This is a genomic window from Yoonia sp. TsM2_T14_4 (assembly GCF_049602355.1).
GTDB classification, from domain to species: domain Bacteria; phylum Pseudomonadota; class Alphaproteobacteria; order Rhodobacterales; family Rhodobacteraceae; genus Yoonia; species Yoonia vestfoldensis_A.
Window position 1 is genome coordinate 853,936 of sequence record NZ_CP187137.1, and the last position, 26,008, is coordinate 879,943.

Genomic DNA, 26,008 nt, shown 5'->3' on the forward strand with positions numbered 1-26,008 from the left:
GTCCCGGATCTGGCGTTGCCGCAAAGGGCATGGCTGGAAGATCAGGCGCAGTACTTGACTGTTTGTGTCGGAATAACTAGAACGCCGCTCGTCGGGGGTCAAGACACCTTGATGCATGCCAGCCGTATAGCCAGCCGAAACCTTAAAACCGGATGGAGAATCGGATATGACGCTACGCATGCGCCCCCGCAGGCTGGGCCTGGCCTGCCTTTTTACAACGACAGCGATCCTTGCCGCAGGCATGGCCAGCGCCCAACAGACGCAACTGGACAGCAGCACCTTTCTGGGGCGGCTGATCTTTGGCGCCGGCCAGCAAAAGGTGGCCATCGACACACCCCAGGCGGTCAGTGTGCTGGATCAGGACGATATCGACCGTGAACAGGCGGCGAACGTGGGCCAGATCCTGCGCAACGTGCCGGGCGTACAGACCGCTGGATCGGACCGGCCATTTGGGTTCGCGTTCAACATCCGCGGTATCGGGGCGACCGAACAATCCGCATCAGAAGCGCGGATCATCGTCAACGTCGATGGCGTGCCGAAATTCTATGAACAATATCGCATGGGGTCGTTCTTTTCGGACCCCGAACTTTACCGCCGGGTCGAGGTGTTGCGCGGGCCGGGGTCGGCGACGCTTTATGGCTCGGGTGCGATTGGCGGTGTGGTCAGTTTTGAAACCAAGGATGCAGGCGATTTCATTCCCGATGGCGGCACTGGCGCGCTGCGGCTGAAATACGGCTATGAGAGCAATGGCAACGGCCAGCTTGGCTCGGTGATCTATGCCGCGCGCCCCGCCGAAGGGGCTGAATTCCTTGCTGCGCTGGGCTATCGCCGGTCCGACGACTTTGAAACTGGTGCAGGTGCTGCGGTGACCGGCAGCGGGTTCGAGGCACCCTCTGCCCTGCTCAAAGGCACGTTCCAGATCAATGACACACAGACCCTGCGGCTGTCGGCGCAACGGTTTTCGTCGGACGCCGATAACACGACGCTGGCGCAAACCGGGGGCGGTGATGCGATCGCCAACGCCTTTGGGAATGTGGACCGGTCGGTCACGGATGACACGTTCAACGTCACATGGGACCATGCCGGTGGTGGCTGGTTCAATCCGCGCGTGCAATTGTCCTATTCCGACACGACGGTCGACCAATCCAATGCGCGCAGCACATCGGGTGCGGCGCAAGCCTGTCTGCCAACAGCGTCCAATGCCAACGTGTTCTGCGATGTGACCTATGCCTACAGCACAACGATGCTGAAGGCCGAAAACACCGCCGATTTCAGCGGCGCGGGCTGGAACCATTTCCTGACCTTCGGGGCGCAGACAACCTATCAGGACCGCGTGGCTGACAGCGCCGGTCCGCTTGGGTTCCACCCCGAAGGCAGCGACCGCAAGATCGGCCTGTATGCGCAATCCGAAGTCGTGATCGGCGACCGGCTGACGGTCATCCCCGGCGCGCGCATCGACTTTGCCGAACGTGAACCGGGGTCTGACGTGCCAAACGGCGCGACGGTCACCGATGAGGCCACCGCGCTGACGCTGGCGGCACTTTACGACGTCACCGATGATCTGTCGGTCTTTGGCTCGGTCGCGCGGACCGAACGGCTGCCGACATTGGACGAGCTTTATTCCACCTCGGGGACCAAGGCGGCAGCACTTGATCTGGACAAGGAAGAAGCCACCAATATCGAACTGGGGCTGACCTATAACCGTGATGGCCTGTTTGCGGCGGCTGACAATCTGCAACTGAAACTGACCGCGTTTCGCAACCGGATTGACGGCTATGTTACGGTGACACCCACCACCGATACGGTGTTTTTCCGCAATCTGGCGCGGGCCGATTTCGAGGGCGCCGAGATCGAGGGCGGCTATGAAGCCGAAAGCTGGTTCGCGCGGCTGGCCCTGTCCCGCGTGCGCGGCACCGACGGTAATTTCGGCTATACCTTGTCGACGACACCGGCAGATCAGGCGGCACTGACCTTGGGCGCGCGGTTGCCCGACCGGGGGCTGGAATTCGGCTGGCGCGGTACTTTTGTCGATGACATCACGACATCGACCCGCAACGTGACCAGCGGCGTTGTCACCGACACTGCCTTTGACGGCTACACCACGCAGGATGTGTTTGTGACATGGCGGCCCGAGAGCGGCGCGCTGGACGGGTTCGATGTGCAGCTGGGGGTCGAAAACCTGTTCGACACGGACTACCGCAACAACCTGTCGCTGGACCAAGGCCGCGGGCGCAGCTTCAAGGTCAGCCTTGCGCGGACGCTGACATGGTAAGGACCAGTCTTTTTGCCCTTGCCGTCGCAGGGTCTGCGGCGGCACAGGATAGCGGCGGGATCGCGGTGGATCTGAACCGGCTTGATCCTGTGGACAATGCCTGCCGGCTGACCTTTGTCGCGCAGAACGCGCTGGCCCCCTTGACCGCGCTGGCGCTGGAAACGGTGCTGTTCGATCAGGCGGGGCGGGTTGCCGCGCTGACCCTGTTCGATTTCGCAGACCTGCCGCAGGGGTCGCGCCGCGTGCGGCAATTCGATGTGGCGGGGGTTGCCTGCACGGATGTCGCACAGGTGCTGATCAATGGTGTCGCTGCCTGCACAGGCGACAGCACCACCGCCGCGACCTGTGCGCAGGCGTTGCGCGTCACGGGGTCGGTTGACGATGTCGAGGTGCTGCAATGATCCATCTTTATCAGGCGCGCGATGCGCTGGCCGCCTTTATCGACCTTGGTGGCTGGGTTGTGGCGCTGATCATCGCGCTGTCGGTGCTGTCGGGGGCTGTGGTGCTGTGGAAACTGGCGCAGTTTTATACCGCAGGCGTCGGGCGGCATGCGCCCTTGCTGGCGGCCTTGGCGGCGTCCGATGCAGGCCAACAGGCCCGCGCGCTGGCCTTGGCCGAAGCCGCACCATCGCATCTGGCGCCGGTTCTGGCGCTGGCCTTGCAGGCGCGCGACGCGCGTGACCGGCTTTATACCTTGGCCGAGGCGCGGCTGGCGCGGCTCGAGGCCGGGTTTCGCCTGCTTGATGGTGTGGCGCAGACCGCGCCGCTGTTGGGGCTGTTTGGTACGGTGCTGGGCATGATCGCGGCGTTTCGCGCGATGCAGGATGCAGGGCAAAGCGTGGATCCATCCGTGCTGGCGGGGGGGATCTGGGTGGCCTTGATGACCACCGCGGCGGGTCTGGCCGTGGCGATGCCGCTAAGCGCGATCCTGTCATGGCTTGAAGGCCGGATGGCGCATGAACGGCGCATGGCCGAGGCGTTGATCGAAGGCGCGCTGCGCCCCGGTCTGGCCCATGGCTAGACCCGCGCTGCGCAAACGGCGGCTGTCGCTGACATCGCTGATCGATGTGATCTTTCTGCTGTTGTTGTTTTTCATGCTGTCATCGACCTTTACCCGTTTCGGGGATCTGCCGTTCATCGCGGCCACCGGCGGGGCGACGCAGGACGGCACGCCGCCCGCCTTTTTGCGCATCAGCGCCGATGCGATCACGCTGAACGTGGCCGAGGTAAGCTTGGCCACTTTGCCGGATGCGATTGCCGCGCTGGATGGCGCGCTGGTGCTGGTCGCCCCGTCCGAGGCGGTGACAGCGCAACGGCTTGTCGATGTGCTGGTCGCCGCCCAAACCGTGCCGGGCATTCGCCTGCGCCTGATCGGGGGGTGACCGGATGCGCCTTGCCCCATCTCCGCGCGCCAAGCCCGAACCCACGATCGCGCTGATCAACGTGGTTTTTCTGATGCTGGTGTTTTTCCTGATCGCGGGGCAGGTGGCCCAGCCGCTTGACCGCGATGTGCAGCTGGTCGATGCCGATAGCATGGCGGCACGGGTGCCTGACGATGCGCTGGTGCTGCGCGCGGATGGCACGCTGATCTGGCGCGGTCTGGCAACAACACTAACCGATTTCGTCGCGGCCCAACCGGATCAAACGGGGGCCTTACGCATCCTGCCGGACCGTCATCTGCCTGCGCGCGACCTGATCGTCGTTGCCGCCGCCCTGCGCGCGCAAACCGGTCAGGATGTGCGGCTGGTCACCCGACAGGGGCTTGCGCCATGACCCGCCTGCGCGCCTGTGGCGGCGCGATTGCGGCGCTGGCGCTGTCGGGGGCCTTGCATGCGGCGGGCCTGCTGGTTGTCGCAGCGCCGCCGCAGCGCATCGAGGTCGCAGGGGGCGGCACGCCCGATATCGCCGCGATTGGCGCCGCCTTCGCGGATTTCGTCGCAGGCGCGTCACCTGTCAGTCCCGCCGCACAGCCCGCCGTCGCACCCGCGCCCGCACAGCGCAGCCTTGCGCTGCCCGCATCTGCGGTGGCCGATCTGGCGGTGCCGGTGACGCCGGACCCATCCGCCAGCGCCCCTGTCGCCACAGGCGCGACCCCGGTGACTGCGCGGGAAACCACGCCGCAGACCGCCCCCGACACAACCAGCGCCTTGCCTGACACCGCGCCCGCGACATCGCTGCGCCCCATAGCAAGACCCACAGCAAGACCCGCGCCCCAAACTGCGCAACCCGCAGCCCCGCCGCGCCCCGCAGGCAATGCCGACACGGACGCCGCGCGCGGCAGCACGCAGGCGCAGGCGCAGGGGCAGGCCGCGGCGGCGGGGGCGGCAGCGGCCCCCGACAGCACGGGCGGGCAGGCGGCGGCAGCGGCCTATCCCGGTCAGGTACTGCGCCAGATCACGCGGCTGCGCGCGCAACGCGCACCGGCGCGGGGCTCTGTGCTTGTGCGCTTTGCGATTGCCGCATCGGGCGCGCTGGCCGATCTGAGCGTGGCGCAATCCTCCGGCTCAGCGGCGCTGGACCGGCTGGCGCTGGACCATATCCGCCGCGCCGCCCCCTTTCCCGCCCCGCCCGCAGGGGCGCAGATGGCATTCAGCTTTGAATTCTTGGGGCGTCCCTGACACGGCGGATCAGGCAAGATCATCCACACAGCGCACAGGTTTTGTGCAATAGCGCCGCTCCTGCAAAGGCACGGCCCCGGATCGCCCCGATGTCGGGCGGTCCACGTCTTGGCCATTGCAAAAGGCGGATGAATCATTTCTTTTACGCTGCAGGACGCCATGCACCAAAGATGCATGCCCGGAAAACAAGTAATGGAGTTCCCCACATGACCCGACAAATTCTTAGTCTTTCTGCGATGCTGCTGTCTTCGACATTGATCGTGTCGCAGGCATCGGCAGAAACGATCCGCTGGGCGCGTGCGTCCGATGCGCTGACGCTGGACCCGCATTCGCAAAACCAGGGCGTGACCCACAACTTTGCCCATCATGTCTATGAAACGCTGATGGATCGCGACGCTGAAGGCACGTTGACGCCACGTCTGGCGACATCATGGGCGATCAAGGACGGTGCGCCGGACACTTGGGTATTCACCCTGCGCGAAGGTGTGACCTTCCATGATGGCGCGGCCTTTACCGCCGAAGACGTTGTATTCTCGCTCGACCGTGCGCGGTCGGAAAAATCCAACATGCGTCAGTTGCATGTCGATGTGGCCGAAGTCACAGCCGTGGACGATTACACCGTCGAAGTCCGCATGACCGGCCCGTCGCCGCTTTATCCCAACAACCTGACCAACACCTTTATGATGGACAAGGATTGGTCCGAGGCGAACAACGTCGTCGAAGTGCAGGATTACGCCGCAGGTGAAGACAATTTCGCCGTGCGCAACACCAACGGCACCGGCCCGTATATCCTGCAATCGCGTGAAGTCGATGTGCGCTCTGTGCTGACGGTGAACGACAACCATTGGGCCGAAACAAAGCCTGAAGTGACCGAGATCATCTATCTGCCGATTTCCGATGCCGCGACCCGCGTTGCAGCCCTGCTTTCGGGTGAAGTGGACGTCGTGCAGGACGTGCCGGTGCAGGATATCGAACGCCTGAGCGGAACCGACGGGATCAAGGTCGAAACGGGTGCAGAAAACCGTGTGATCTATTTCGGCTACAAGTTCGGCGATGCACCTTTGGCCTCGTCCAACATCACGGATAGCAACCCGTTCAACCACCCCGCTGTGCGTGAAGCAATGGAATTGGCCATCGACCGTGATGCGATCAAGGCGGTCGTGATGCGCGGCCAGTCGTTCCCGACCGGCATTCCCAACCCGCCTTTCGTCGCAGGCTGGACCCCAGAGCTGGATGCCTATCCTGCCGTCGATCTGGACCGTGCAAAGGCGCTCTTGGCCGAGGCAGGTTACCCCGACGGGTTCAGCGTCACGCTGGACACACCCAACAACCGCTATGTCAACGACGAGGCGATCAGCCAGGCCGTTGTCGGGATGCTGGGCCGGATCGGGATCAACGTGACCCTGGCGTCGCGCCCTGTCGCACAGCATTCGCCATTGGTGACCGCCAACGAAACCGATTTCTACATGCTGGGCTGGGGTGTGCCTACTTTTGATTCTGCCTATGTTTTCAATGACTTGGTGCATTCGAAAGAAGGCAGCTATGGTGCCTATAACGGCGGGCTTTATTCCAACCCCGCACTTGACGCGATGATCAAATCGCTGGGCACCGAGACCGACCTTGAGGCCCGCGCTGCGACGGTTGCGGAAATCTGGGAGGTGGTCAAGGCGGACCGCGTGCTGCTGCCAATCCACAATCAGGTTTTGGCATATGCGATGAACGACCGTATCACCCTGCCGGTTCACCCTGAGAACCAGCCGCTGATGACCAGCGTCACTTTCGCAGACTGATCCGTTACGTTACCATGAACCGCCTTGTCTCGGGTTACCGACGCAAGGCGGTTCTTTTATTCACGAAAGGGTCGCCTGATGCTGGCCTTCATCATCCGACGGCTTGCGCAATCTGTTGTCGTCATGCTGTTTGTGGCGCTGATCGCGTTTGTCGTATTCCGCTATGTGGGTGATCCGATCGCCAGCATGGTCGGTGTCGACACGCGGCTGGAAGATCAGGAAATCATGCGCGAAAGGCTTGGGCTGAACGACAGCGTGATCGTGCAGTTCCTGCGCTTTATCGGCAATGCGATGCAGGGCGAATTCGGCATTTCCTACCGTCTGCAACAACCTGTGACCGAATTGATCCTCAGCCGTCTGCCCGCGACCATCGAACTGGCGCTGGTGTCGGCCACGATCGCGCTGGTCTTTGGCGTGATCTTTGGCGTCTATACCGCGCTGCGGCCCAAGGCATGGTCTTCGGCGGGGATCATGGCGCTGTCGCTGGTGGGTGTCAGCCTGCCGACATTCCTGATCGGGATCGGGCTGATCTATATTTTCGCGGTCGAATTGGGCTGGCTGCCGTCCTTCGGGCGGGGTGATGTCGTCGATCTGGGTTGGTGGCGCACGGGGTTTCTGACCGAAAGCGGGCTGAAATCGCTGATCCTGCCCGCGATCACGCTGTCGCTGTTCCAGTTGACGCTGATCATGCGGCTGGTGCGCGCGGAAATGCTCGAAGTGTTGCGCACCGAATATATCCGTTTCGCCAAGGCCCGCGGGCTAAGCCAGCGTGCGATCAATTTCGGCCATGCGCTGAAAAACACCATGGTGCCGGTGATCACGATCACGGGCTTGCAGCTCGGCTCGGTCATCGCCTTTGCCATCGTGACGGAAACCGTGTTCCAATGGCCGGGTGTCGGCTCGCTTTTCATCGTGTCGGTGCAGGTCGTGGATGTGCCTGTGATGGCCGCGTATCTGATGTTCATCGCGCTGGTGTTCGTGCTGATCAATCTTGTCGTCGATATTCTGTATTACGTCGTCGATCCGCGCCTGCGCGTTGATGGCGGGGCAGGGAAGTAAACCATGGAAAACCGCAAACTTGTCAAAGACATCCCCGCCGAGGATCTGATCGTGCCGGTCCGCGCCCAAGGGCGGCTGGCCCGCGCGCTGGATAGCGATATTTTCTATTCCTGGCGCACATCGCCGGTGACGGTTGTGGCGACTTTTGTTGCCCTGTCGCTGATCCTGTTGGCGGTCTTTGCGCCGCTGATCGCGCCCTATAACCCGTTCAACCCCGCCAGTTTGAACCTGATGGACGGGTTCACGCCGCCCGCCAGCACAGGGGCATTCACCGACAATTATTTCCTGATGGGCGCCGATAATCAGGGCCGCGATGTGCTGTCCACGATCATGTACGGCAGCCGCGTGTCGCTGTTCGTGGGTATCCTTGCCACGCTGTTCGCGATGACGCTGGGTGTGTCGCTGGGGCTGATCGCGGGCTATAATGGTGGCACGATTGATGCTGTCATCATGCGCGTCACCGATATCCAGCTGTCGTTTCCCGCGATCCTGATCGCGCTGCTGATCTTCGGGATTGCGCGGGGCCTGATCCCTGCCAACCAGCAGGAAAGCATGGCGGTTTGGGTGTTGATTCTGGCCATCGGCCTGTCGAATTGGGCGCAGTTTGCGCGCACAGTGCGGGGGGCCACGATGGTCGAACGGCAGAAAGATTACGTTTCCGCCGCGCGCATCATGGGCGTGCATCCGATCCTGATCCTTTTGCGCCATGTGCTGCCCAATGTGCTGGGACCGGTGCTTGTGATCGGGACGATTTCGCTGGCTTTGGCCATTATCGAAGAGGCGACCTTGTCATTTCTTGGCGTGGGTGTGCCGCCGACGCAGCCAAGCCTGGGCACGCTGATCCGGATCGGGCAGCAATTCCTGTTTTCCGGCGAATGGTGGATCTTGTTCTTTCCCGCCGTCACGCTGATCGCGCTGGCGCTGTCGGTCAACCTGTTGGGTGACTGGCTGCGCGATGCGCTGAACCCCAAATTGCGATAGGACGCTTTATGACCGAACCGCTTTTGTCCGTCCGCAACCTGACGGTAGAATTTCCCACGCGCCGCGGCATCCTGACCGCCGTGCAGGATATCTCATTCGACATCATGCCCGGCGAAGTGCTGGGCGTTGTGGGGGAATCCGGCGCTGGCAAGTCGATGACCGGGTCTGCCATCATGGGGCTGATCGACCGCCCCGGCCGGATCGCGCAGGGCGAGGTGATCTTGCAAGGCCGCCGCATCGACAATTTGCCCGATGCCGAGATGCGCAAGATCCGGGGCCGCAAGATCGGTATGATCTTTCAGGACCCGCTGACATCGCTGAACCCGCTGTACCGGATTTCCGAACAGCTGATCGAGACGATCCGCACCCATCTGCCGCTGTCCGAAGCGCAGGCTCGCAAAAAGGCCATTGGCCTGCTCGATGACGTGGGTATCCCCGATGCCAGCCGCCGGATCGACGATTATCCGCACCAGTTTTCTGGCGGGATGCGCCAGCGCGTGGTGATCGCGCTGGCACTTTGCGCGGGGCCTGATCTGGTGATCGCGGATGAACCGACGACCGCGCTTGATGTCTCGGTGCAGGCGCAGATCATTGATGTCATGAAACGGCTTTGTGCGGAAAATGGCGCCTCGATCATGCTGGTCACGCATGACATGGGCGTGATCGCTGAAACCGCCGACCGTGTAGCCGTGATGTATGCGGGCCGTATCGCGGAAATCGGCCCCGTGCGCGACGTGATCAAGGATGCGCAGCACCCCTATTCATCCGGCCTGATGGGGGCGATCCCGCGTCTGGGCGCGAACCTTGACCGTCTGACCCAGATCCCCGGATCAATGCCGCGCCTGTCGGCCATTCCGCGCGGTTGCGCCTTTAACCCGCGCTGCCCGCATGTGATGGACAAATGCCGCATCGACCAACCGCAGGCCGTGCAAACCGCCCCCGGCCGCCATGTGGCCTGCTGGCTATATCCGCCGCAGGACGGCACCGGCACAAATGCAGAAAGGCAGAGCGCGCAATGACCAAGACGCTTTTGGATGTCCGCGGCCTGTCGCGCCGTTTTGACGTGTCGCAGCCCTGGCTGAACCGCAAGATCGAAGGCACCGGCAAGCTTTATGTCAATGCCGTCGATGACGTCAGCTTTACCGTCAAACAGGGCGAAACCTTTGCCCTGGTCGGCGAAAGCGGGTCGGGCAAATCCACCATCGCGCGGCTGATTGTGGGCCTGCTCAAACCCAGCGGCGGCGATATCGTGTTTGATGGCACCTCTCTTAAGGATGGGTTGAACGGGGCCAAGGCGCGGGCCTTGCGCCGCCGGTTCCAGATGATCTTTCAAGACCCTCTGGCCAGCCTGAACCCGCGCTGGCGGGTGGTTGATATCGTGGCCGAACCGCTGCGCGTGTTCGAACGCGCGATGAGCAACCGTGACCAGCGGTTGCGCGTGGGCGAATTGCTGACGCTTGTGGGCCTTGCCCCCGAAGACGGCGTGAAATTCCCGCATCAGTTTTCAGGTGGCCAGCGCCAGCGGATCGCCATCGCGCGCGCGCTGGCTGCGAACCCTGATTTCATCGTCTGTGACGAACCGACTTCGGCGCTGGATGTGTCGGTGCAGGCGCAGATCCTGAACCTGATGAAGGATTTGCAAAAAGATTTTGGCCTGACCTATGTGTTCATCTCGCATAACCTGCAGGTCGTGCGGCACATGGCCAATGATATCGGCGTGCTCTACCTTGGCCGTCTGGCCGAAGTGGCCGAGGCGGGCGCGCTGTTCGATGCGCCCAAACACCCCTATACCCGCATGTTGCTGGATGCGGTGCCCGATATCGAAATGACGGGCCGGCGGCGCAAACAGGTCGAAGGCGAGATTCCATCGCCCATTGATCCGCCGTCTGGCTGTGCGTTCCATCCGCGCTGTCCTTTTGCCAATGACCGCTGCAAGCGTGACGTGCCGCAGGTTCTGGGCGGTGTCGCCTGTCATGCCGTGCAAGAAGGGCGGATCAGCTAGCGTCACGCCTTTGGCGTGCGCTTTGGATACAGTTTGCGGATCACCGGCGGGATCGCCGCGACCAGCGCCAGCGCACCAAAGGCGATGGTCAGTTCGGGCGTGACCAGATCACCGATCTGCACGCTTTGGCCCGCGGCCTCGGCGCTGGCCAGCACGCTGTCGATGCCCGACCCCAGATAGGCAAAGGCAAAGGTGCCGGGTGCGATGCCGATCAGCGTCGCAGGCACATAGGTCGATAGCGGTACACGAAACAGCGCAGGCGCGATATTCATCGCAAAGAACGGAAAGACCGGCGCAAGCCGCAGCACGATCAGCGTGGAAAAGGCGTTGTTCTCGAACGCCTCTGCCAGACGGTTCACCCGTGGCCCCGCGATCGCGCGCAGGCCCGCCCCAAAGGAAGTGCGCGCCGCCAGAAACAACAGCGACGCACCACAGGTCGCGCTGATAACCACAACGCTGCCGCCCACCAGCCAGCCAAACAAAAACCCGCCGCTGATCGTCAACATGGATGCCGCCGGAAACGCCGTGGCCACCGCCAGCACATAGATCAGCGCGAAACTGATCAGGCTCAGCGCATAATGATCTGCGATCAGCGCGCGCAGGGTGTCGCGCTGGGCAGCCAGCCAGTCAAGGTTGAAGATATCCTGCAAGCCTGCCGCATACATCGCGCCAAGGGCTGCAAGGATCGCCGCAACGGGCGCAAAGCGCAGCAACCGGTTTTTGCGGGGCGGGGCGGGGTCTGGGGTGGTCATGGGTTGTCCTTTTCCACAATGTCGCGGTAGCGCGCCAGATAGCTGCGGTCGTTGATATCCTTGATCCGCCAGACCCAGCGCCCTTGCAGCGCGATCCCGTTGCGCGTGGCGATGGCATGTTTGGGGCCGGTGCCGATCAGGCTCAGCCAGTCGGTCTGCGGGCGATGCGCCAGCAAGGGTTCCCCCGCCAGCGCGCGTTGCAGGTTCTCAAACAGCACCGGCCCTTGCCGGACCGCGAAAACACCGGCCTTGGCGCGCGGATGATCGGCCATGCTGGCCACATCGCCGCTGGCAAAGATGCGATCCTGCCCCGTGACCTGCAAGCTCGGGCCGATCGCCAGATAGCCAAGCGCATTGCGCGCAAGGCCGGTCTGCGCCAGCCAGCCCGGCGGTGCCGCACCCGCCGCATTGATCGCCAGCGCCAGATCGGGTGCTGTGTTGGGGGTATGCACGGCAATGCCCGCGCGCGCCAGATGGCGGCGCAACGGCCTGCGCGCGGCGGCTGCAATCCGGTCAAGCCGCAGGCCCGAGCGTTCGATCAGGATCGGGGCAGGGCGGCTGTCACGCCAGCGATGCGCCAGCGCCAGCACCAGTTCGGCACCCGCAGCCCCGCCGCCGATCACACCAACCCGCGCTGCGGGGGCGGCCTGTCTTTCCCAAGCCTGCAAAGCATCGAAAAAGGCGGGGGCAGGCTTGATCGAAAGGCTCTGCACCGCGCTGGCCTGCCCGATGTCGCGCGGCCATGCCCCGACATTCAGGCTCAGATGGGTGAAATCCAGTGCTGCGCCATCAGCCAGAATGACCTTGGACGCGGCCAGATCAAGGCCGCTGATCGCGCCTTGCCGGAAACCGACCTGTGCGGCAGCGGCAAGGCGGGCGGTATCCACGGTCATCTGTTCGGGCGCATAATGGCCCGCCACGACACCGGGCAACATGCCTGCATAGACGGCTTGGCTGTCCTTGCTGATCAGGGTGATTTCGGTGTCGGGGAATTGTGTTTTTGTCAGGCGGCGCAGCACCTCCAGATGCACAAGGCCCGCGCCGATCAGGATCAGCCGGTTCATGGCAAACGCTCGTACAATGTTTTGCGCATCGCCTGTGTGGCCTGAACGGGGAACAGACGCCCGAAAAGCGCCATCATCCGTGCCGCCACCCCCGGCACGATCACCGCGCGCCGTTTGCTGCGCAGGATCGCGCGGGCGATACGGTCAGGGCAGGCCCGCCCACGGCCGGTGCTGCCGGGTGGCGCATAGCGCGCGGCATGGGCGGTGCGCATCGGGCCGGGGGTGGCCACTTGCACCGTGATCCGCTGATCGGCCCAGAGCGGGCGGCGCAATGAACGGGCGAAAGCGACCAGCGCATCCTTGCCCCCGGCATAGACGCTGGCCCCCGGATAGCCGGTGAAATGCGACACCGATGCGATAAAGATCAGCCGCCCGCCCGCTGCGATCAGATCCTGCGCCAACAGGTGTTGCGCCAGCAGGATCGGGGCTGCGCAATTGATGGCATGCAGGTTGCGGATCGTGGCCAGCGGCATGGCCTCGAACGGGCCGACGGCGTTGATCCCTGCGGACATCACGACCAGATCGAACGGGCCCGCCTGCTGCACTTTGGCGGGCAGACCGGCGATATCATCCGGTTGCGCCAGATCGCAGGGCAGAAATCGCAGGGACGGGTTGGTCTGCGGCGCGGATTTATCAATGATCCAGATCTGCGCGCCAGCTTGGGTCAATTGCCGCACGACAGCGGCCCCCAGCCCGTCGCTGCCGCCGGTGATCAGCGCCCTCATGCCGCGCGGCTCGTGATCTTGTGCCGGAGGAGCGCGCCAAACGAGATACGCTGCCGCATCCGGCCTTGCCCCTGCATCGCGGCGATCACCCCTGCTGCAACCGCATCGACCGGCAGCATCATCCGCTGCGCCAGCGGCGATGTCAGCCCTGCGCGCATGGCCATGCCGGTTGCGGTGGGGCCGGGGTGAATGACGCGCACATCGACGCGGCCTTGCCATTCGCTGCGCAGCGACCGGCCAAACCCGTCCAGCCCCGCCTTGCTGGCGGCATAGACCGGCATGCCCGCCGCCCCGCGATAGGCGACAGATCCAACCAGCCCCAGCACGCCCTGACCCGCCTGAAGCGCGCCAAACAGCCCATGCGCCGCCATTATCGGTGCGAGCAGGTTCACCGCCAGCACATCGTTGATCGCTTGGGGTGTTTCGCGGCAGAGCGGGCGGTAATGGCCCAGCCCCGCATTCAACAGCGCCCGGTCCAGCCTGCGCGGCGCGCGCTCTGCCAGCAGGTCGCAGCCTTGCGATGTGGCCAGATCGGCTGTGTGATAGGCGATATCGGGGAAACCGGCGGGCAGGTCCTGCGCCTGCCTGCGGCCAAAGCCTGTCACATCATGCCCCGCCGCATGCAGGATCTGGCACACCGCAAGCCCGATGCCCGCGCTGGCACCTGTCACCAGCCATGTCTGCCTGCCCTGTGGCGGCAGCTGCAAGGGCTGGTCGTTATCCTGGATCAGGTGGGTGTCCAACATGGGTCTGGGTGGCCTTTGTGCTGCCCTGTCATTGGGTCACCGCTTGCATACCGACCCTGCCATGCAAAGCAATACCACCAAAAGCCTTCGGGAAATCACCAAGTTGTGTCTGGCTGGCACAGTTCTGTCATGCCGCCGCCCTATCTGTTAGACACCTCAGTGTCATTCCCGCGAAAGGATTGTGCCATGTCCGCAGTGTTCACCCGGCGTCAGGCGCTTGTCAGCAGCCTTGGTCTGGCGGCCAGCGGCGTGCTGTTGGCACCGGGGCGCGCGGTGGCCAATACCGTGGCTTTTGACGCGGCATGGGATCATCTGACCTTTCGTCGCCTGACGCCGAACCGGTTTACCCTGCACGGCACGGCGGTTGATGTGGTGGCGGATTCGTCCTCCTCGATCCTGTACCGCGTGCTGCCAGAGGCGTTGCGCGGCGCGACCCGCGCCACATGGGTCTGGGAGGTGGAAAATTCCGTGCCGCCATCCGACCTGTCACAGATCGGCAATGACGACCGCAATCTGGGCATGTTCTTTGTCAGTATGCCAGCGCAGGCCGCCGCAAGGGTGGGGCCGAACACCAGCATCCGGCGGATGATGCTGAACAGCGCAGCGCAGGTGCTGATGTATACGTGGGGCGGTGGCCAGCCTGCGGGCGCTGTGGTGCCCAGCCCGCATGCCCCCGACCGTTTGCGCAATCTGATCACGCGGCCTGCACAGGCGGGGCGGTTTTCCGAAGATGTCGATCTGACGCGGGATTTTCCGCGCGTGTTCGGCCAAGACCTGCAACAGCTGGTCGCAGTCGCGATCTCATCGAACAGCGAAAACAGCGGCACCCGCGTTGTGGCACGCGTATCGGATTTGCAGGTGTTTTGATCCGCCGCCCAGAGGAATGGCGCAACGGTCAGCGGGGGTAGATCACCGCCGCATCCTGACTTGTGCGCGGCGCAGATATGGACGTGGCACCGTTGCATGATATGTGTCGCATCGAAAACATGTGGTGCAGTGACCTGCCGGAGGCGGCGGGCGGCACCGCGCTGTGTATTGTGTTTCCGGGTGATGTGGTTGCTTCATTTCTTCATGTGCCGTGATGGCCGCGCAGGCAACACGACACGAACGCAAGGATGCCCGACATTCACCGTCTTCGTCATATGCATCGCTGGTTTGGGCGGGTCGGTCTGGCCATCGGCAGCACGTTTCAGGCACAGGCGGCGGGGGCGCAGGATGTCTGGAGCCAGACCTCTGTGCTCGACGTCCGCACAGGCTCGGTCCGGTCGGGTATTGCACTGGATCTGTCGGCGGGGCGGTATGCGCTCGAAGACGGGACAATGGTTGAACTGTCCGATTGGTACCGGCCGCGGTTTTTGGATCTCAACATCCTGTTCCTGACCGAGATCCAGCCCTCTTTTGGCGCGATCTGGGGGTTCAGCACCGGCGAGACCGGCCAGAAGTACACCATTGATCCCGGCCTATGGGTCGGGTTCGTGTACCGGGCGGATTTGGATGATAATCAAGCTTTGACAGTCTCGGCCACAACCTTGTTGGGCGGGGCTTTGCAGGAACAATCCTGCGTTGCCTTTTACACCATTCTGAATGATTTCGCGCAGGTGAATTGCCGTCTTGCGGCGTCACCATTGCCCCCCGAAGAAACACTGCCGTTTCTGGTTAGCGAACGGGGGGCGATCGAAACGACATTTTCCTTGCGCTACGAGATCCGCTTTTAGCGGCCCGCGATCGCCCCTATGCCGCTAATTGATTGATGCAGGCGCAAGAGCGCGGGCAATGCTGGCCTCGCCCCGCCCGTGCATGGCGGTGGAATAATTCAGGATCGTGTCGGTGCGCGCGGTGTTGAGCAACTGATTGGTGATCTGGGTCGGCGTTGCCGTCGTGAATTTACTGCCAAGCACAGCGGCATAGCCGCTGACGATGGGGGCGGCAAAGGATGTGCCGTTCAGGCTGGTCAGGTCATCGCGCACGCCGACGGCGAGGAATTGGTTTTGCACAGTCAGGTTGGTGCCCGCATAGTTGGAAAACGTGGTCAGGCTTGTGGGGTTGGCGACGGTGCCGTTGCCATTCAACGCGCCTACGAAAATCGCAGCATCAGCCCCGATCAGGGCGCGGTCAAGGTAATCAACCTCGCCGCTGGAATTGACAGAGCCTATTGCGACCGCATGATTGCCCGCGGCCTTGACCACGACAGCTGCCCCGTTCTGCGCATAAGTGATGACAGAGCTTTCGCGCGCGGTCCAGTCGATCTGGGAATCGGCTAAGCCATTGGCTGCGAACATCCCAAAGCTCAGGTTGACGATATTCAGCGCGCCCGCGTCCAGCTGCACTGTGTGGGTCGCGGTGAAATCCTGCCGCGCGCGTCTGGCATCCGGGGCCATCAGCCCGACTTGCATATCAATCCACTCACCATGCCGCATATCGGCGCTGACATCGGTCAACCGGCCAACCGAGGTCACATCAGTGATGAAATCGTCAATGGTGAGGACCTGCGCGCCTTGTCCAACATAGCCCTCATCCCATGCGGTCTGAATCTCAGGGTGCATCCAGCTGTAATAGACCCCCGATGACACCGGATTGGTGTTGGCAGACACATGATCGTTCGGCTGCACCGTGTTTCCGCCTGCACCACCGCCAAGGCAGGCCGACAGCAAGCCAAGGCTGCTGATCGCACCAATCACGCGCCCGGTGGCTGAAAAGAGGGATGTTGCAGTCATTGTCACGATCTCGTTGCGCCGCGCGGTTGGCAAGGTAAACCGCTCCATACCTCTAGCAGAACGTCATCGTGTTTTGAAGCACACGACCCCGTGTTCTCTTAAGATATCGCAGCGGGGATCGATGTCCTGCCGCGGTCGTGAGCGCAATTGGCGATTGCGCGTTGCGGGCCACCGATGCACCCCTGCACCCCTGCGCGACAGTGATACGGGTCATCACTGCCATGCGCGCAGATGCCGGCTGAATGACCGAGGATGCTTGCAATTGCGGGCAACTGGCGGATATCTCGTCCAATGTCCGAACGCCCCGATCCCGATACAGGTCTGCGCCATAAGCTTTTCGGGGCCGTGCTGCGGATTTGCGTGACCTTCGCCATTCTTGGGCTGTTGTGGCATCTGACCGACGGGCCGCAGGTGCTGGCGCTCCTGGTACAAACCGAATGGCCGTGGTTGCTGGCCGCGTTGGTCAGCGCGCATGGGCAGGTGCTGTTGTCGGCGCTGCGCTGGCGGTTGACGGCCGCGCAGCTGGACCAATCCTTGCGCAAGCGTGACGCGATCGGCGAATATTACCTGTCGCAATTCGTCAATCTGGCGGTGCCGGGGGGCGTGCTGGGTGATGCGGGCCGTGCGCTGCGCCAGCGCCATCAGGCAGGGATGCTGCGTGCGGCACAGGCCGTGGTGCTGGAACGGCTGGTCGGGCAGGTGGCGCTGTTTGTGGTGCTGTTTTGCGGGTTCATCGCGGCGATTGCCGTGCCCGGTGGCCTGGTGTTGCCCGGTTGGGTCAGCGATATCGTCGGCTGGTTGGCGCTGGGTTTGGCGGGGGTGGTTGTGCTGGGCGCGGTGCTGGCGCGCGTGCCCGGCCCGGTGGCGCATGCGACGGCAGGGTTTGGGGCTGCGCTGCGGCTGGGGCTGCTGGCGCGCGGGGTCTGGCCGCGTCAGGTCGGGCTGAGCATCGCGATTGTGGCCTGCAATTTGTCTAGCTTTGCCTTTTGCGCCATCGCCACCGGCACCGATCTGCCATTGGTCGCGGTGGTGACGGTCCTGCCCTTGATCCTGACCGTGATGATGATCCCGTTGTCGGTGGGTGGTTGGGGGCTGCGCGAAGGGGCTGCTGCCGCGATCTGGCCTGTCGTGGGCGCAGCGCCCGAGGCGGGGATCGCTGCCAGCATCGCCTTTGGCCTTGTCATTCTTGTGGCCAGCCTGCCCGGTGTCTGGTTCCTGCTGTCGCAGCGGCGGCATCCTGCGGCGGCGAACCGCTCCTGAGGCAAGATGCCTGTGGAACCTTTGCGCTGGCCGACCGCTATGGTAGCGTGACGGGCTGCCCTGCGCAGACAACCGCAAGTGTGTAATATTCCGAGGGAAGATGGGTCATGGCCGCGTTCAGGGCAATCTGGCAGACAGGCAACGCCGTGCTGCACACGGCCAGCGAAAAGCATCTGGGGCTGATCGCGGCGGGTGTTGCGTTTTTCGGGATGTTCGGAATTTTCCCCGGGCTGGCCGCGATCATCGCGATTTTCGGGCTGATGGCGGACCCTGTCGTCATCGCGGATCAACTGACGCTGATGGCTGACATCATCCCCGCAGATGCCTACCGGCTGTTGCAGACGCAGGTGAACGGGTTGGTCAATGCGCCGTCGCAGACGCTTGGCTGGGCCAGCGTGGTGTCGATCCTTGTGGCGCTGTGGTCCTGCCGGGCAGCTGTCGGGGCGTTGATCAGCGGGCTGAATGCCATCGCCGGACAACAGCAGCGCAGCGGGCTGCGGCAGGTGATCGTGGCGCTGCTTTTGACCTTTGCGCTGGTGTTTCTGGCCATTGTCGCGGTCAATGTCGTGATTGTGCTGCCCGTTGTGATGGCTTTTCTGCCGGTCCCCGCAGGCACGGCATGGCTGCTCGAAGCATTGCGCTGGAGCGTGGCGCTGGGCGTATTGCTGGCGGCGCTGGGCTTGCTTTACCGTTTTGGTCCGGTGCGGATCGAAAGCCGCGGGCGCTGGGTGACGGTGGGCGCGCTGGTGGTGATCGTGCTGTGGATCGCGGCCTCGGCGGGGCTGTCGTTCTATTTGACGAATTTCGCCAGCTATAACGAGATTTACGGATCCATCGGGGCGGTGATCGGCATGATGCTGTGGCTTTACGTCAGCGCCTATCTGATCCTGCTGGGGGCGGCGTTGAACATGCATGTGCATGGCAAGCAGGCCCAAGCGCAAGAAGCGGCCTAGTTTTCCGCGCCCCTTTGGGACACGGAGCCTCCGGCGGGGATCACGTCAAATCGCGCTTTGCACGAATTGACGCGCTCGGAAGATGATGTTTAGGTCACAGCCGCCTTTTGCCGGAATTCCGCCCTGTCCCAGAGCTTGTCGGTCATCACCTTGGCGATGATCTCGACCGCGCGTGCCACGTCGCCTGCGTCGATGAAAAGCGGCGTGAAGCCAAAGCGCATGATGTCGGGCGCGCGGAAATCGCCGACCACCCCATGCGCGATACAGGCCTGCATCGCGGCATAGCCGTCGGCGAAACGGAACGACACCTGCGATCCGCGCTGGGCGGGGTCGCGCGGGCTGGCCAGCGTCAGCATGGGGCAGGTGGCCTCGATCCCGGCGATGAATTGGTCTGTCAGCGCGATGGAGGCTTTGCGGATGTCGTGCAGATCGACGCGGTCCCAGATGTCGAGCGATGCATCGAGTGCCGCGAGTTGCAGCACCGGCGGCGTGCCGACGCGCATCCGTTCGATCCCGGTGCCGGGCCGGTAGCCCGCCTCGAACGCGAAAGGTGCGGCATGGCCAAGCCAGCCGGAAAGCGCAGGTTCGCAGCGGTCGATATGACGGGGGGCGACATAGATGAAGGCGGGCGCACCCGGCCCACCGTTGAGGTATTTATAGGTGCAACCCACCGCGAAATCCGCGCCGCAGCCCGCCACATCGACGGGCAGCGCGCCTGCGGAATGCGCCAGATCCCAGATCGTGATGGCACCGGCATCATGCGCCTTTTGCGTGAGCGCGGCCATGTCATGCATCCGCCCGGTGCGGTAATCGACCTGCGTCAGCATCAGCACGGCAAGATCGCTGTCGATATGGTCCGCGACATCCTGTGGGGCGACCACGCGCAATTCATAGCCGCGGTCCAGTGATTTGATCAGTCCTTCGGCCATATAGATATCGGAGGGGAAATTGCCGCTGTCGGTCAGGATCACCCGCCGGTCAGGGACCAGATCAAGGGCGGCGGCCAGCGCCTGATAGACCTTGACCGACAGCGTATCGCCCAGCACGCAATGCCCCGGTTCCGCCCCGATCAACCGTCCGATCCGGTCGGCATAGGTGGTGGGTTGCGCCATCCAGCCTGCGCGGTTCCAGCCGGTGATCACCATCTCGCCCCATTCGCGGGTCACGCAATCATTGATCCGTGCGGCGGCCGCGCGCGGCAATGGCCCCAACGAATTGCCATCCAGATAAATCATATCGGCAGGCATCTGGAACAGCGCCTTGGTCTGGGAAAAATCCCGAATGAAACTGGTGATCATACTTGTCCCCCTGAAATCTGGATCGTCTGCCCGTTCACGCTGCGCGCGCCGTCCGAACACAGCCACATGGCGGCGGCGGTGGTTTCATCCACTTCCAGCAGGCGGCGATGCCGGTTGCCCTTGGCAATCAGATCCACGGCACCGGCCTCATCGAGATCAAAGCGTTTCATCAGGCCGGGCAATTGGTTGCGCACGATGGCCGTGTCCACATAGCCGGGGCAGAGCGCGTTAAAGGTCACGGGGCTGCGCATATATTCCTCGGACAAGCCGCGGATCAGGCCGATCACGCCGTGTTTGGTGACGGTATAGGGGACCGCGTTTTTCAAACCCCGCACCCCCGCGATAGAGCTGACGACGATCATACGCGCCGCCATATCGGGCGGCAGGCTGGCCAGCGCGGCCTGAAAGGTCAGAAACACGCCGTCAAGGTTTGTCGTCATCGTCTTGCGCCATGCCGCCAGCGAGGTTTGCGCAAAAGGCCCGCCTTCGGCGATCCCCGCATTGGCCACGCAGATCTGCACCGGGCCGCGGGCGGTGGCGGCACCGGCGATGCCATCACGGACGGAAGATTCGTTATCCACATCCATGACCAAGACATGCAGGCGCGGATGGCTGGCCGCGAGCTGCGACAGCCGGTCGGCATTGCGCCCTGTGATCGTCACCTCTGCGCCAGCCTCGGCCAAGGCCAGCGCGATGCCTTTGCCGATACCTGTCCCGCCGCCGGTCACCAGCGCGTGTTTGCCTGCGTGTTCCATCATGGCCCCCTATGATTTGCGCCCATGCTACCTGCGCGGCGGGCATGGACAAGCGCAAAGCGGCGGGTCACAAGATCAGGTATGAAATGGATCGACATTCCCCCTGTCTGGTTGCTGCTGGCTGCGGCCACCACATGGCAGATCAGTGTGCTGCAACCGCAGGTGCTGACCATCGGGCATCCGATGCTGGATTTGCTGGGCGGTCTGTTGGTGGGCGCGGGGCTGGTGCTGATGCTGCTGGCCGTGGCCGAGATGCGCCGGCGCAAGACCACTGTCATCCCGCATAAAGAGGCCGATGCGCTGGTGACCACAGGTGTCTTTGCGCGCAGCCGCAACCCGATCTATCTGGGTGATGCATTGGTCCTTGCGGGGCTGGCCCTGCGCTGGGATGCGCCTATCGCGCTGATGCTGGTGCCTTTGTTCATGGCAACCCTGACCCAGCGGTTCATCCTCCCCGAGGAAAACCGCCTGCGTCGCAAGTTTCACGCTGATTTTGCGCGCTATTGTGAAAAGACCCGCCGCTGGCTGTGACTGTTAGCGCACGACAAGAATAGACTTTGCAGCCGTTCCCTTGTGAAACAATCTTTCGCGCGCTAAGTCCGTTTTGACTGCTGACACAAATATGGGGGATGGTCTGTGAAAATCGGCACACCAAAAGAGATATTTGCCGGCGAAGACCGCGTCGCAATGACGCCTGCTTCGGCGCAAGACCTAAAAAAACTGGGCTATGATTGCGTGATTGAAACCGGGGCTGGCGTGGCCGCAGGTTTCACCGATCAATCCTATAAGGACGCCGGTGTCGAGGTCGTCAAGACCGCTGCTGCGCTTTACAAGGCCGCCGATATCATCGCCAAGGTCCGCCCCCCCGAGGACGTGGAGGTCAAGCGCCTGCGCGAAGGCCAGACACTGATTTCTTTCTTCTATCCCGCGCAGAACAAGGATTTGATGGAAGCCGCCAACGCCAAGGGCGCCACCGTCATTGCCATGGATATGGTGCCACGCATCAGCCGCGCGCAGAAAATGGACGCGCTGTCGTCGATGGCCAATATCGCGGGTTACCGCGCGGTGATCGAGGCGGGCAATAACTTTGGCCGCTTCTTTACCGGCCAAATCACAGCCGCAGGCAAGGTGCCACCGGCCAAGGTTTTGGTCGTCGGTGCGGGTGTCGCGGGTCTGGCCGCGATCGGGACAGCGACCAGCCTTGGCGCGATCACCTATGCCTTTGACGTGCGCCCCGAAGTGGCCGAACAGGTCGAATCGATGGGCGCGCAATTCGTGTTTCTCGATTTCAAGGAAGAACAGCAGGACGGCGCGAAAACCGGTGGCTATGCCTCTGTGTCCAGCCCTGAATTTGCCGCGGCCCAATTGGCCAAATTCCGCGAGATCGCGCCTGATATGGATATCGTGATCACCACAGCGCTGATCCCCGGCCGTGATGCGCCCGAATTGTGGACGCCTGACATGGTGGCCGCGATGAAACCGGGGTCGGTGATCATCGACCTTGCCGCCGAACGTGGCGGCAATTGCAAACTGACCGTCAAGGACGAAAAGATCGTCACCGACAACGGCGTCATCATCATCGGATACACCGATTATCCCAGCCGGATGGCGGCGCAAGCCTCGACGCTCTATTCCACCAACATCCGCCATATGATGACCGATCTGACACCGGCCAAGGACGGTGTGCCGGTGCATAACATGGAAGACGACGTGATCCGTGGCGCGACTGCAACCCATCAAGGTGCGATCACCTTCCCGCCGCCGCCGCCCAAGATCAGTGCCATCGCGCAGGTCGCCAAAAAGAACCAGCCCAAGGAACTGACCGCCGAAGAAAAGCGCGCCAAGGAAACCGCCGATTTCAAGGCGCAGACCCGCAATCAGGTGACTTTGCTGACGGTCGGTGCTGTGCTGCTTTTGGGTGTCGGTCTGGTGGCGCCTGCCAGTTTCATGCAGCATTTCATCGTTTTCGTGCTGGCGGTTTTCGTGGGCTTTCAGGTCATCTGGGGCGTGGCGCATAGCTTGCACACACCGCTGATGGCGGTCACCAACGCGATTTCCAGCATCATCATTCTGGGCGCGCTGACACAGATCGGGTCAGGCTCCTGGCTTGTCGTGGTGCTTGCGGCCTTGGCGGTCTTTATGACCGGTATCAATATTTTCGGCGGCTTTTTGGTGACACGGCGCATGCTTGCCATGTTCCAAAAGTCGTAAAGGGGTAAAGAGACATGGAATACGGTTTCACAACAGCGGCCTATGTTGTCGCGGCAATTCTCTTTATCTTGTCGCTTGGCGGTCTGTCAGGGCAGGAAAGCGCCAAGCGCGCGGTCTGGTACGGCATGGCAGGCATGGCGCTTGCCATCTGCGCCACGCTGGTTGGCCCCGGTGCGGGGTTCTGGCTGCTGTCGCTGGTCCTGATCGGGTTGGGCGGGATCATCGGCTATCAACTGGCCACCAAGGTGCAGATGACGCAGATGCCCGAACTGGTCGCAGCGATGCACAGCCTTGTGGGTCTGGCCGCCGTGCTGGTCGGGTTCATCGCACATTTCGAACTGGGCCGCGTGGCGGGGATGGATGCCATCGCACGCGCGAGCCTTGACGGTTTTGCCGCGCTTCTGGCCTATAAATCCCCAGTCGAGATCAATATCCTGCGGGTCGAGCTGTTCTTGGGCGTCTTTATCGGCGCGATCACCTTTACCGGATCGGTCATTGCCTATGGCAAGCTGGCCGGAAAGGTGAACACCGCTGCCGCGAAACTGCCCGGCGGGCATGTGCTCAACGCGACGGCGGCTGCGATTTCGGTGCTGTGCCTGATCTGGTATTTCAGCACTGGTGGCTTTGTGCCGCTGATGGTGATGACGCTGGCGGCCCTGTTCATTGGTTATCACCTCATCATGGGCATCGGCGGGGCGGATATGCCTGTCGTGGTGTCGATGCTGAACAGCTATTCGGGCTGGGCTGCGGCGGCGATCGGGTTCAGCCTTGGCAACGACCTGCTGATCGTGGTCGGCGCGCTCGTCGGCTCCTCTGGTGCGATCCTGTCCTATATCATGTGTAAGGCGATGAACCGCAGTTTCGTGTCGGTCATTCTGGGTGGCTTTGGCGGCCCTGCCGGTGAACAGATGGCGGTTGAAGGCGAACAGATCGCCATCGACAGCGACGGTGTGGCTGCGGCCTTGAACGAGGCCGATAGCATCATCATCATCCCCGGCTACGGCATGGCCGTCGCACAGGCGCAATCAACCGTCGCCGAACTGACCCGCAAACTGCGCGCCAAAGGCAAGAATGTGCGTTTCGCCATTCACCCCGTCGCAGGCCGTTTGCCCGGTCATATGAACGTGCTGCTGGCCGAGGCGAAGGTGCCTTATGACATCGTCATGGAAATGGACGAAATCAACGATGATTTCCCCACGACCGACGTGGCGATCGTGATCGGGTCCAACGATATCGTGAACCCTGCCGCACAGGACGATCCCAACAGCCCCATCGCCGGTATGCCGGTGCTGGAATGCTGGAAGGCCAAACAGGTTTTCGTGTCCAAGCGCGGGCAGGGGACAGGCTATTCCGGTATCGAGAACCCGCTGTTTTACAAAGAAAACACGCGGATGTTCTATGGCGATGCGAAAAAGTCGCTGGATGAATTGCTGCCTAAGATCGACTGATCTTGGGTGCCACGATCCTGAAAGGCCCGCCCTTGTGGCGGGCCTTTTGCGTTTCAGGGTGCGATCTGCCGCAGCGGTTCCGGTTGCCAGCTGCAATTTGGCTGACTATATTTGTCGGGAATAGGAGTCGTCCATGTCCGTATCCCCCGCCCTTATCCACACGCCCGCAGCCCCAACCCCGGATGGGCCGCATGCCCTGCGCATCGCAGGCCGCAAGGCCCGGCTGAGCGGTGTGACCACGGGTGACGCGATGCAAGACCTGCTGTCGGCCCTGCCCAAGGCGCTGGGGCGGCGCTTGCGGTTTCATGAACCCAAGGCGGCCGAAAAATCCTTTGACGAAATCTGGCTGGAAAACCTGTTCGACGCCGTGCGCCAAGGCGACGAGGCGCGTTACCGCTTTGCGCTGCTCAGCCGGATGTCGCGTGAAAAAGCCTCGGCGCTGCATTTTCTGGTCTGCAAGGCCGCGCATCTGACGCAACCGGGTGGTTGAATTCAAGAACCGAATGCATAGGTTACACGTCAAAGGAGACTCCATATGACACAGACAGCCACAGACCTAAGCCCGACCGCCCAAGCCGCCATTGCCGATGCGCTGAACCAATGCGTGGCCGAAACCACGGTGACGACGATGCTGGCGCAGAATTTTCATTGGAACGTGACCGGCATGGCCTTTGGGTCGCTGCACGCCTTATTCCAGACGATCTATGAGGATCATTTCACCGGACAGGACGATCTGGCCGAACGGATCAAGGCGCTGGACGGCCATGCCGAAGGTACGCTGGCCGGCATGATCAAACGGTCAAAGGTCGCTGAATATGCGGGCCATGCCGATGACCGCACCATGATAAAGACGCTGCAACAGGCCGAGGAAACGCTGGCCGCGACGCTGGCCGCTGCGGGCGAACTGGCCGCCGAACATGGTGATGCGCTGACCGAAGACCTGTGCATCGCCCGCGGGCAGACGCATGAAAAATTTGCCTGGATGCTGCGCGCGCATCTGGCCTGATCAACCGGCCTGCGGTGGAAAAGATGCGCCTTTCTTGGCGCATTTTTTTTCATAGGCGCGCTGCCAATGGCTGAACTTGCCCATCACCGCCTGTTGCGCCATCAGCATGGTGACAAAGGCCGATTGATGGGCGGGTTTTTTCAGCGCCTTGAACATGGATTTCTGCGCCTTGGTCATCGAACAGCCGATGCAATGGCCTTCGCGCCGGAACTTGCACACGCTGATACAGGGGGACGGGGTTTTTGCCATGGCAGATACTCGTTGATCACCGCTTGTATCTGATTATTTCTGTCAGCTATGTCAATCAGGCGCTGATCACAAACCCCTGATCTTGCTGCGGGCTGCGGCAAAGGT

General features: G+C 62.5%; 28 protein-coding genes. 20 read left to right on the top strand and 8 right to left on the bottom strand.

Going from position 1 to position 26,008, the window contains the following annotated elements:
• The first annotated feature begins 166 nt into the window (after nucleotides 1-166).
• From ACPF9B_RS04115 to ACPF9B_RS04165, 11 genes are all read left to right on the top strand, one after another.
• Nucleotides 167-2,272 carry a TonB-dependent receptor domain-containing protein gene (locus ACPF9B_RS04115; RefSeq protein ID WP_424179424.1) on the top strand — a complete coding sequence of 702 codons (2,106 nt, stop codon included), beginning with the start codon at nucleotides 167-169 and terminating at the stop codon, nucleotides 2,270-2,272.
• Entirely contained in the window at nucleotides 2,266-2,673 is a 408-nt protein-coding gene (locus ACPF9B_RS04120) for a hypothetical protein (protein WP_424179426.1), read from the top strand. The genes ACPF9B_RS04115 and ACPF9B_RS04120 overlap by 7 nt, the downstream gene beginning before the upstream one ends.
• Nucleotides 2,670-3,293, top strand: coding sequence for a MotA/TolQ/ExbB proton channel family protein (locus tag ACPF9B_RS04125; protein ID WP_007205234.1), 624 nt, complete (start codon nucleotides 2,670-2,672; stop codon nucleotides 3,291-3,293). Before ACPF9B_RS04120 ends, ACPF9B_RS04125 begins: the two co-directional genes overlap by 4 nt.
• On the top strand, nucleotides 3,286-3,654 hold the full coding sequence (locus ACPF9B_RS04130) for an ExbD/TolR family protein (RefSeq protein WP_424179428.1): 369 nt from the start codon (nucleotides 3,286-3,288) through the stop codon (nucleotides 3,652-3,654). The genes ACPF9B_RS04125 and ACPF9B_RS04130 overlap by 8 nt, the downstream gene beginning before the upstream one ends.
• Nucleotides 3,655-3,658: 4 nt before the next feature.
• Nucleotides 3,659-4,045 (top strand): ExbD/TolR family protein, encoded by a 387-nt coding sequence (locus tag ACPF9B_RS04135; RefSeq protein WP_424179430.1) that lies wholly within the window; start codon nucleotides 3,659-3,661, stop codon nucleotides 4,043-4,045.
• Complete coding sequence (locus ACPF9B_RS04140; RefSeq protein WP_424179432.1) at nucleotides 4,042-4,890, top strand: energy transducer TonB family protein; 849 nt, start codon at nucleotides 4,042-4,044, stop codon at nucleotides 4,888-4,890. Before ACPF9B_RS04135 ends, ACPF9B_RS04140 begins: the two co-directional genes overlap by 4 nt.
• 206 nt (nucleotides 4,891-5,096) lie before the next feature.
• Nucleotides 5,097-6,680 carry an ABC transporter substrate-binding protein gene (locus ACPF9B_RS04145; RefSeq protein WP_110549011.1) on the top strand — a complete coding sequence of 528 codons (1,584 nt, stop codon included), beginning with the start codon at nucleotides 5,097-5,099 and terminating at the stop codon, nucleotides 6,678-6,680.
• A 78-nt stretch (nucleotides 6,681-6,758) separates the two neighbouring features.
• Entirely contained in the window at nucleotides 6,759-7,739 is a 981-nt protein-coding gene (locus ACPF9B_RS04150) for an ABC transporter permease (protein WP_007205229.1), read from the top strand.
• Nucleotides 7,740-7,742: 3 nt separating this feature from the next.
• The gene (locus tag ACPF9B_RS04155) at nucleotides 7,743-8,720 is read left to right on the top strand and encodes an ABC transporter permease (protein WP_007205228.1); all 978 of its coding nucleotides are present in this window, start codon (nucleotides 7,743-7,745) and stop codon (nucleotides 8,718-8,720) included.
• A gap of 8 nt (nucleotides 8,721-8,728) precedes the next feature.
• Entirely contained in the window at nucleotides 8,729-9,739 is a 1,011-nt protein-coding gene (locus ACPF9B_RS04160) for an ABC transporter ATP-binding protein (protein ID WP_424179435.1), read from the top strand.
• Entirely contained in the window at nucleotides 9,736-10,722 is a 987-nt protein-coding gene (locus ACPF9B_RS04165; protein ID WP_424179437.1) for an ABC transporter ATP-binding protein, read from the top strand. Before ACPF9B_RS04160 ends, ACPF9B_RS04165 begins: the two co-directional genes overlap by 4 nt.
• A gap of 2 nt (nucleotides 10,723-10,724) precedes the next feature.
• On the opposite strand, the gene ACPF9B_RS04170 is transcribed toward ACPF9B_RS04165, so the two are convergent.
• Genes ACPF9B_RS04170 through ACPF9B_RS04185 form a run of 4 tightly spaced genes read right to left on the bottom strand, consistent with a single transcriptional unit; the run spans nucleotide 10,725 to nucleotide 14,009 of the window.
• Nucleotides 10,725-11,474 (bottom strand): TVP38/TMEM64 family protein, encoded by a 750-nt coding sequence (locus ACPF9B_RS04170; RefSeq protein ID WP_007205225.1) that lies wholly within the window; start codon nucleotides 11,472-11,474, stop codon nucleotides 10,725-10,727.
• A complete protein-coding gene (locus tag ACPF9B_RS04175; protein ID WP_424179439.1) occupies nucleotides 11,471-12,538 on the bottom strand; it encodes an FAD-dependent oxidoreductase in 1,068 nt (355 codons plus the stop codon). The genes ACPF9B_RS04170 and ACPF9B_RS04175 overlap by 4 nt, the downstream gene beginning before the upstream one ends.
• On the bottom strand, nucleotides 12,535-13,263 hold the full coding sequence (locus ACPF9B_RS04180) for an SDR family NAD(P)-dependent oxidoreductase (RefSeq protein WP_424179441.1): 729 nt from the start codon (nucleotides 13,261-13,263) through the stop codon (nucleotides 12,535-12,537). The genes ACPF9B_RS04175 and ACPF9B_RS04180 overlap by 4 nt, the downstream gene beginning before the upstream one ends.
• On the bottom strand, nucleotides 13,260-14,009 hold the full coding sequence (locus tag ACPF9B_RS04185; protein WP_424179443.1) for an SDR family NAD(P)-dependent oxidoreductase: 750 nt from the start codon (nucleotides 14,007-14,009) through the stop codon (nucleotides 13,260-13,262). The genes ACPF9B_RS04180 and ACPF9B_RS04185 overlap by 4 nt, the downstream gene beginning before the upstream one ends.
• 186 nt (nucleotides 14,010-14,195) lie before the next feature.
• Here ACPF9B_RS04185 and ACPF9B_RS04190 point away from each other — a divergent pair, with 186 nt between their 5' ends.
• Entirely contained in the window at nucleotides 14,196-14,876 is a 681-nt protein-coding gene (locus tag ACPF9B_RS04190; RefSeq protein WP_424179445.1) for a DUF3047 domain-containing protein, read from the top strand.
• A 248-nt stretch (nucleotides 14,877-15,124) separates the two neighbouring features.
• Nucleotides 15,125-15,724, top strand: coding sequence for a hypothetical protein (locus tag ACPF9B_RS04195; RefSeq protein ID WP_007205219.1), 600 nt, complete (start codon nucleotides 15,125-15,127; stop codon nucleotides 15,722-15,724).
• 24 nt (nucleotides 15,725-15,748) lie between these two features.
• Here the strand turns inward: ACPF9B_RS04195 and ACPF9B_RS04200 are convergent, their stop codons facing one another.
• On the bottom strand, nucleotides 15,749-16,723 hold the full coding sequence (locus ACPF9B_RS04200) for a S8 family serine peptidase (RefSeq protein ID WP_424179447.1): 975 nt from the start codon (nucleotides 16,721-16,723) through the stop codon (nucleotides 15,749-15,751).
• Between the two features lie 252 nt (nucleotides 16,724-16,975).
• Between ACPF9B_RS04200 and ACPF9B_RS04205 the strand changes: the two genes are divergently transcribed.
• Nucleotides 16,976-17,983, top strand: a complete 1,008-nt coding sequence (locus tag ACPF9B_RS04205) for a lysylphosphatidylglycerol synthase transmembrane domain-containing protein (protein ID WP_424179449.1) — start codon at nucleotides 16,976-16,978, stop codon at nucleotides 17,981-17,983.
• A 107-nt stretch (nucleotides 17,984-18,090) separates the two neighbouring features.
• A complete protein-coding gene (locus tag ACPF9B_RS04210; protein ID WP_424179451.1) occupies nucleotides 18,091-18,936 on the top strand; it encodes a YihY/virulence factor BrkB family protein in 846 nt (281 codons plus the stop codon).
• Between the two features lie 89 nt (nucleotides 18,937-19,025).
• Here ACPF9B_RS04210 and kynU read toward each other — a convergent pair whose 3' ends face one another.
• Nucleotides 19,026-20,234: a kynureninase gene (gene kynU, locus ACPF9B_RS04215; protein ID WP_424179453.1), complete on the bottom strand. Its 1,209-nt coding sequence runs from the start codon at nucleotides 20,232-20,234 to the stop codon at nucleotides 19,026-19,028.
• Nucleotides 20,231-20,989, bottom strand: a complete 759-nt coding sequence (locus ACPF9B_RS04220) for an SDR family NAD(P)-dependent oxidoreductase (protein ID WP_040483163.1) — start codon at nucleotides 20,987-20,989, stop codon at nucleotides 20,231-20,233. Before ACPF9B_RS04220 ends, kynU begins: the two co-directional genes overlap by 4 nt.
• 81 nt (nucleotides 20,990-21,070) lie before the next feature.
• On the opposite strand from ACPF9B_RS04220, the gene ACPF9B_RS04225 reads away from it, so the two are divergent.
• From ACPF9B_RS04225 to ACPF9B_RS04245, 5 genes are all read left to right on the top strand, one after another.
• Nucleotides 21,071-21,520, top strand: a complete 450-nt coding sequence (locus ACPF9B_RS04225) for a methyltransferase family protein (RefSeq protein WP_424179455.1) — start codon at nucleotides 21,071-21,073, stop codon at nucleotides 21,518-21,520.
• Nucleotides 21,521-21,625: 105 nt separating this feature from the next.
• A complete protein-coding gene (locus ACPF9B_RS04230; RefSeq protein ID WP_424179457.1) occupies nucleotides 21,626-23,200 on the top strand; it encodes a Re/Si-specific NAD(P)(+) transhydrogenase subunit alpha in 1,575 nt (524 codons plus the stop codon).
• A 14-nt stretch (nucleotides 23,201-23,214) separates the two neighbouring features.
• On the top strand, nucleotides 23,215-24,648 hold the full coding sequence (locus tag ACPF9B_RS04235; RefSeq protein WP_007205209.1) for an NAD(P)(+) transhydrogenase (Re/Si-specific) subunit beta: 1,434 nt from the start codon (nucleotides 23,215-23,217) through the stop codon (nucleotides 24,646-24,648).
• A 133-nt stretch (nucleotides 24,649-24,781) separates the two neighbouring features.
• The gene (locus tag ACPF9B_RS04240; protein ID WP_424179459.1) at nucleotides 24,782-25,138 is read left to right on the top strand and encodes a hypothetical protein; all 357 of its coding nucleotides are present in this window, start codon (nucleotides 24,782-24,784) and stop codon (nucleotides 25,136-25,138) included.
• 45 nt (nucleotides 25,139-25,183) lie between these two features.
• Nucleotides 25,184-25,654 carry a Dps family protein gene (locus ACPF9B_RS04245; RefSeq protein WP_007205207.1) on the top strand — a complete coding sequence of 157 codons (471 nt, stop codon included), beginning with the start codon at nucleotides 25,184-25,186 and terminating at the stop codon, nucleotides 25,652-25,654.
• Here ACPF9B_RS04245 and ACPF9B_RS04250 read toward each other — a convergent pair whose 3' ends face one another.
• On the bottom strand, nucleotides 25,655-25,903 hold the full coding sequence (locus ACPF9B_RS04250; RefSeq protein ID WP_424179462.1) for a DUF1289 domain-containing protein: 249 nt from the start codon (nucleotides 25,901-25,903) through the stop codon (nucleotides 25,655-25,657).
• Nucleotides 25,904-26,008 lie beyond the last annotated feature (105 nt).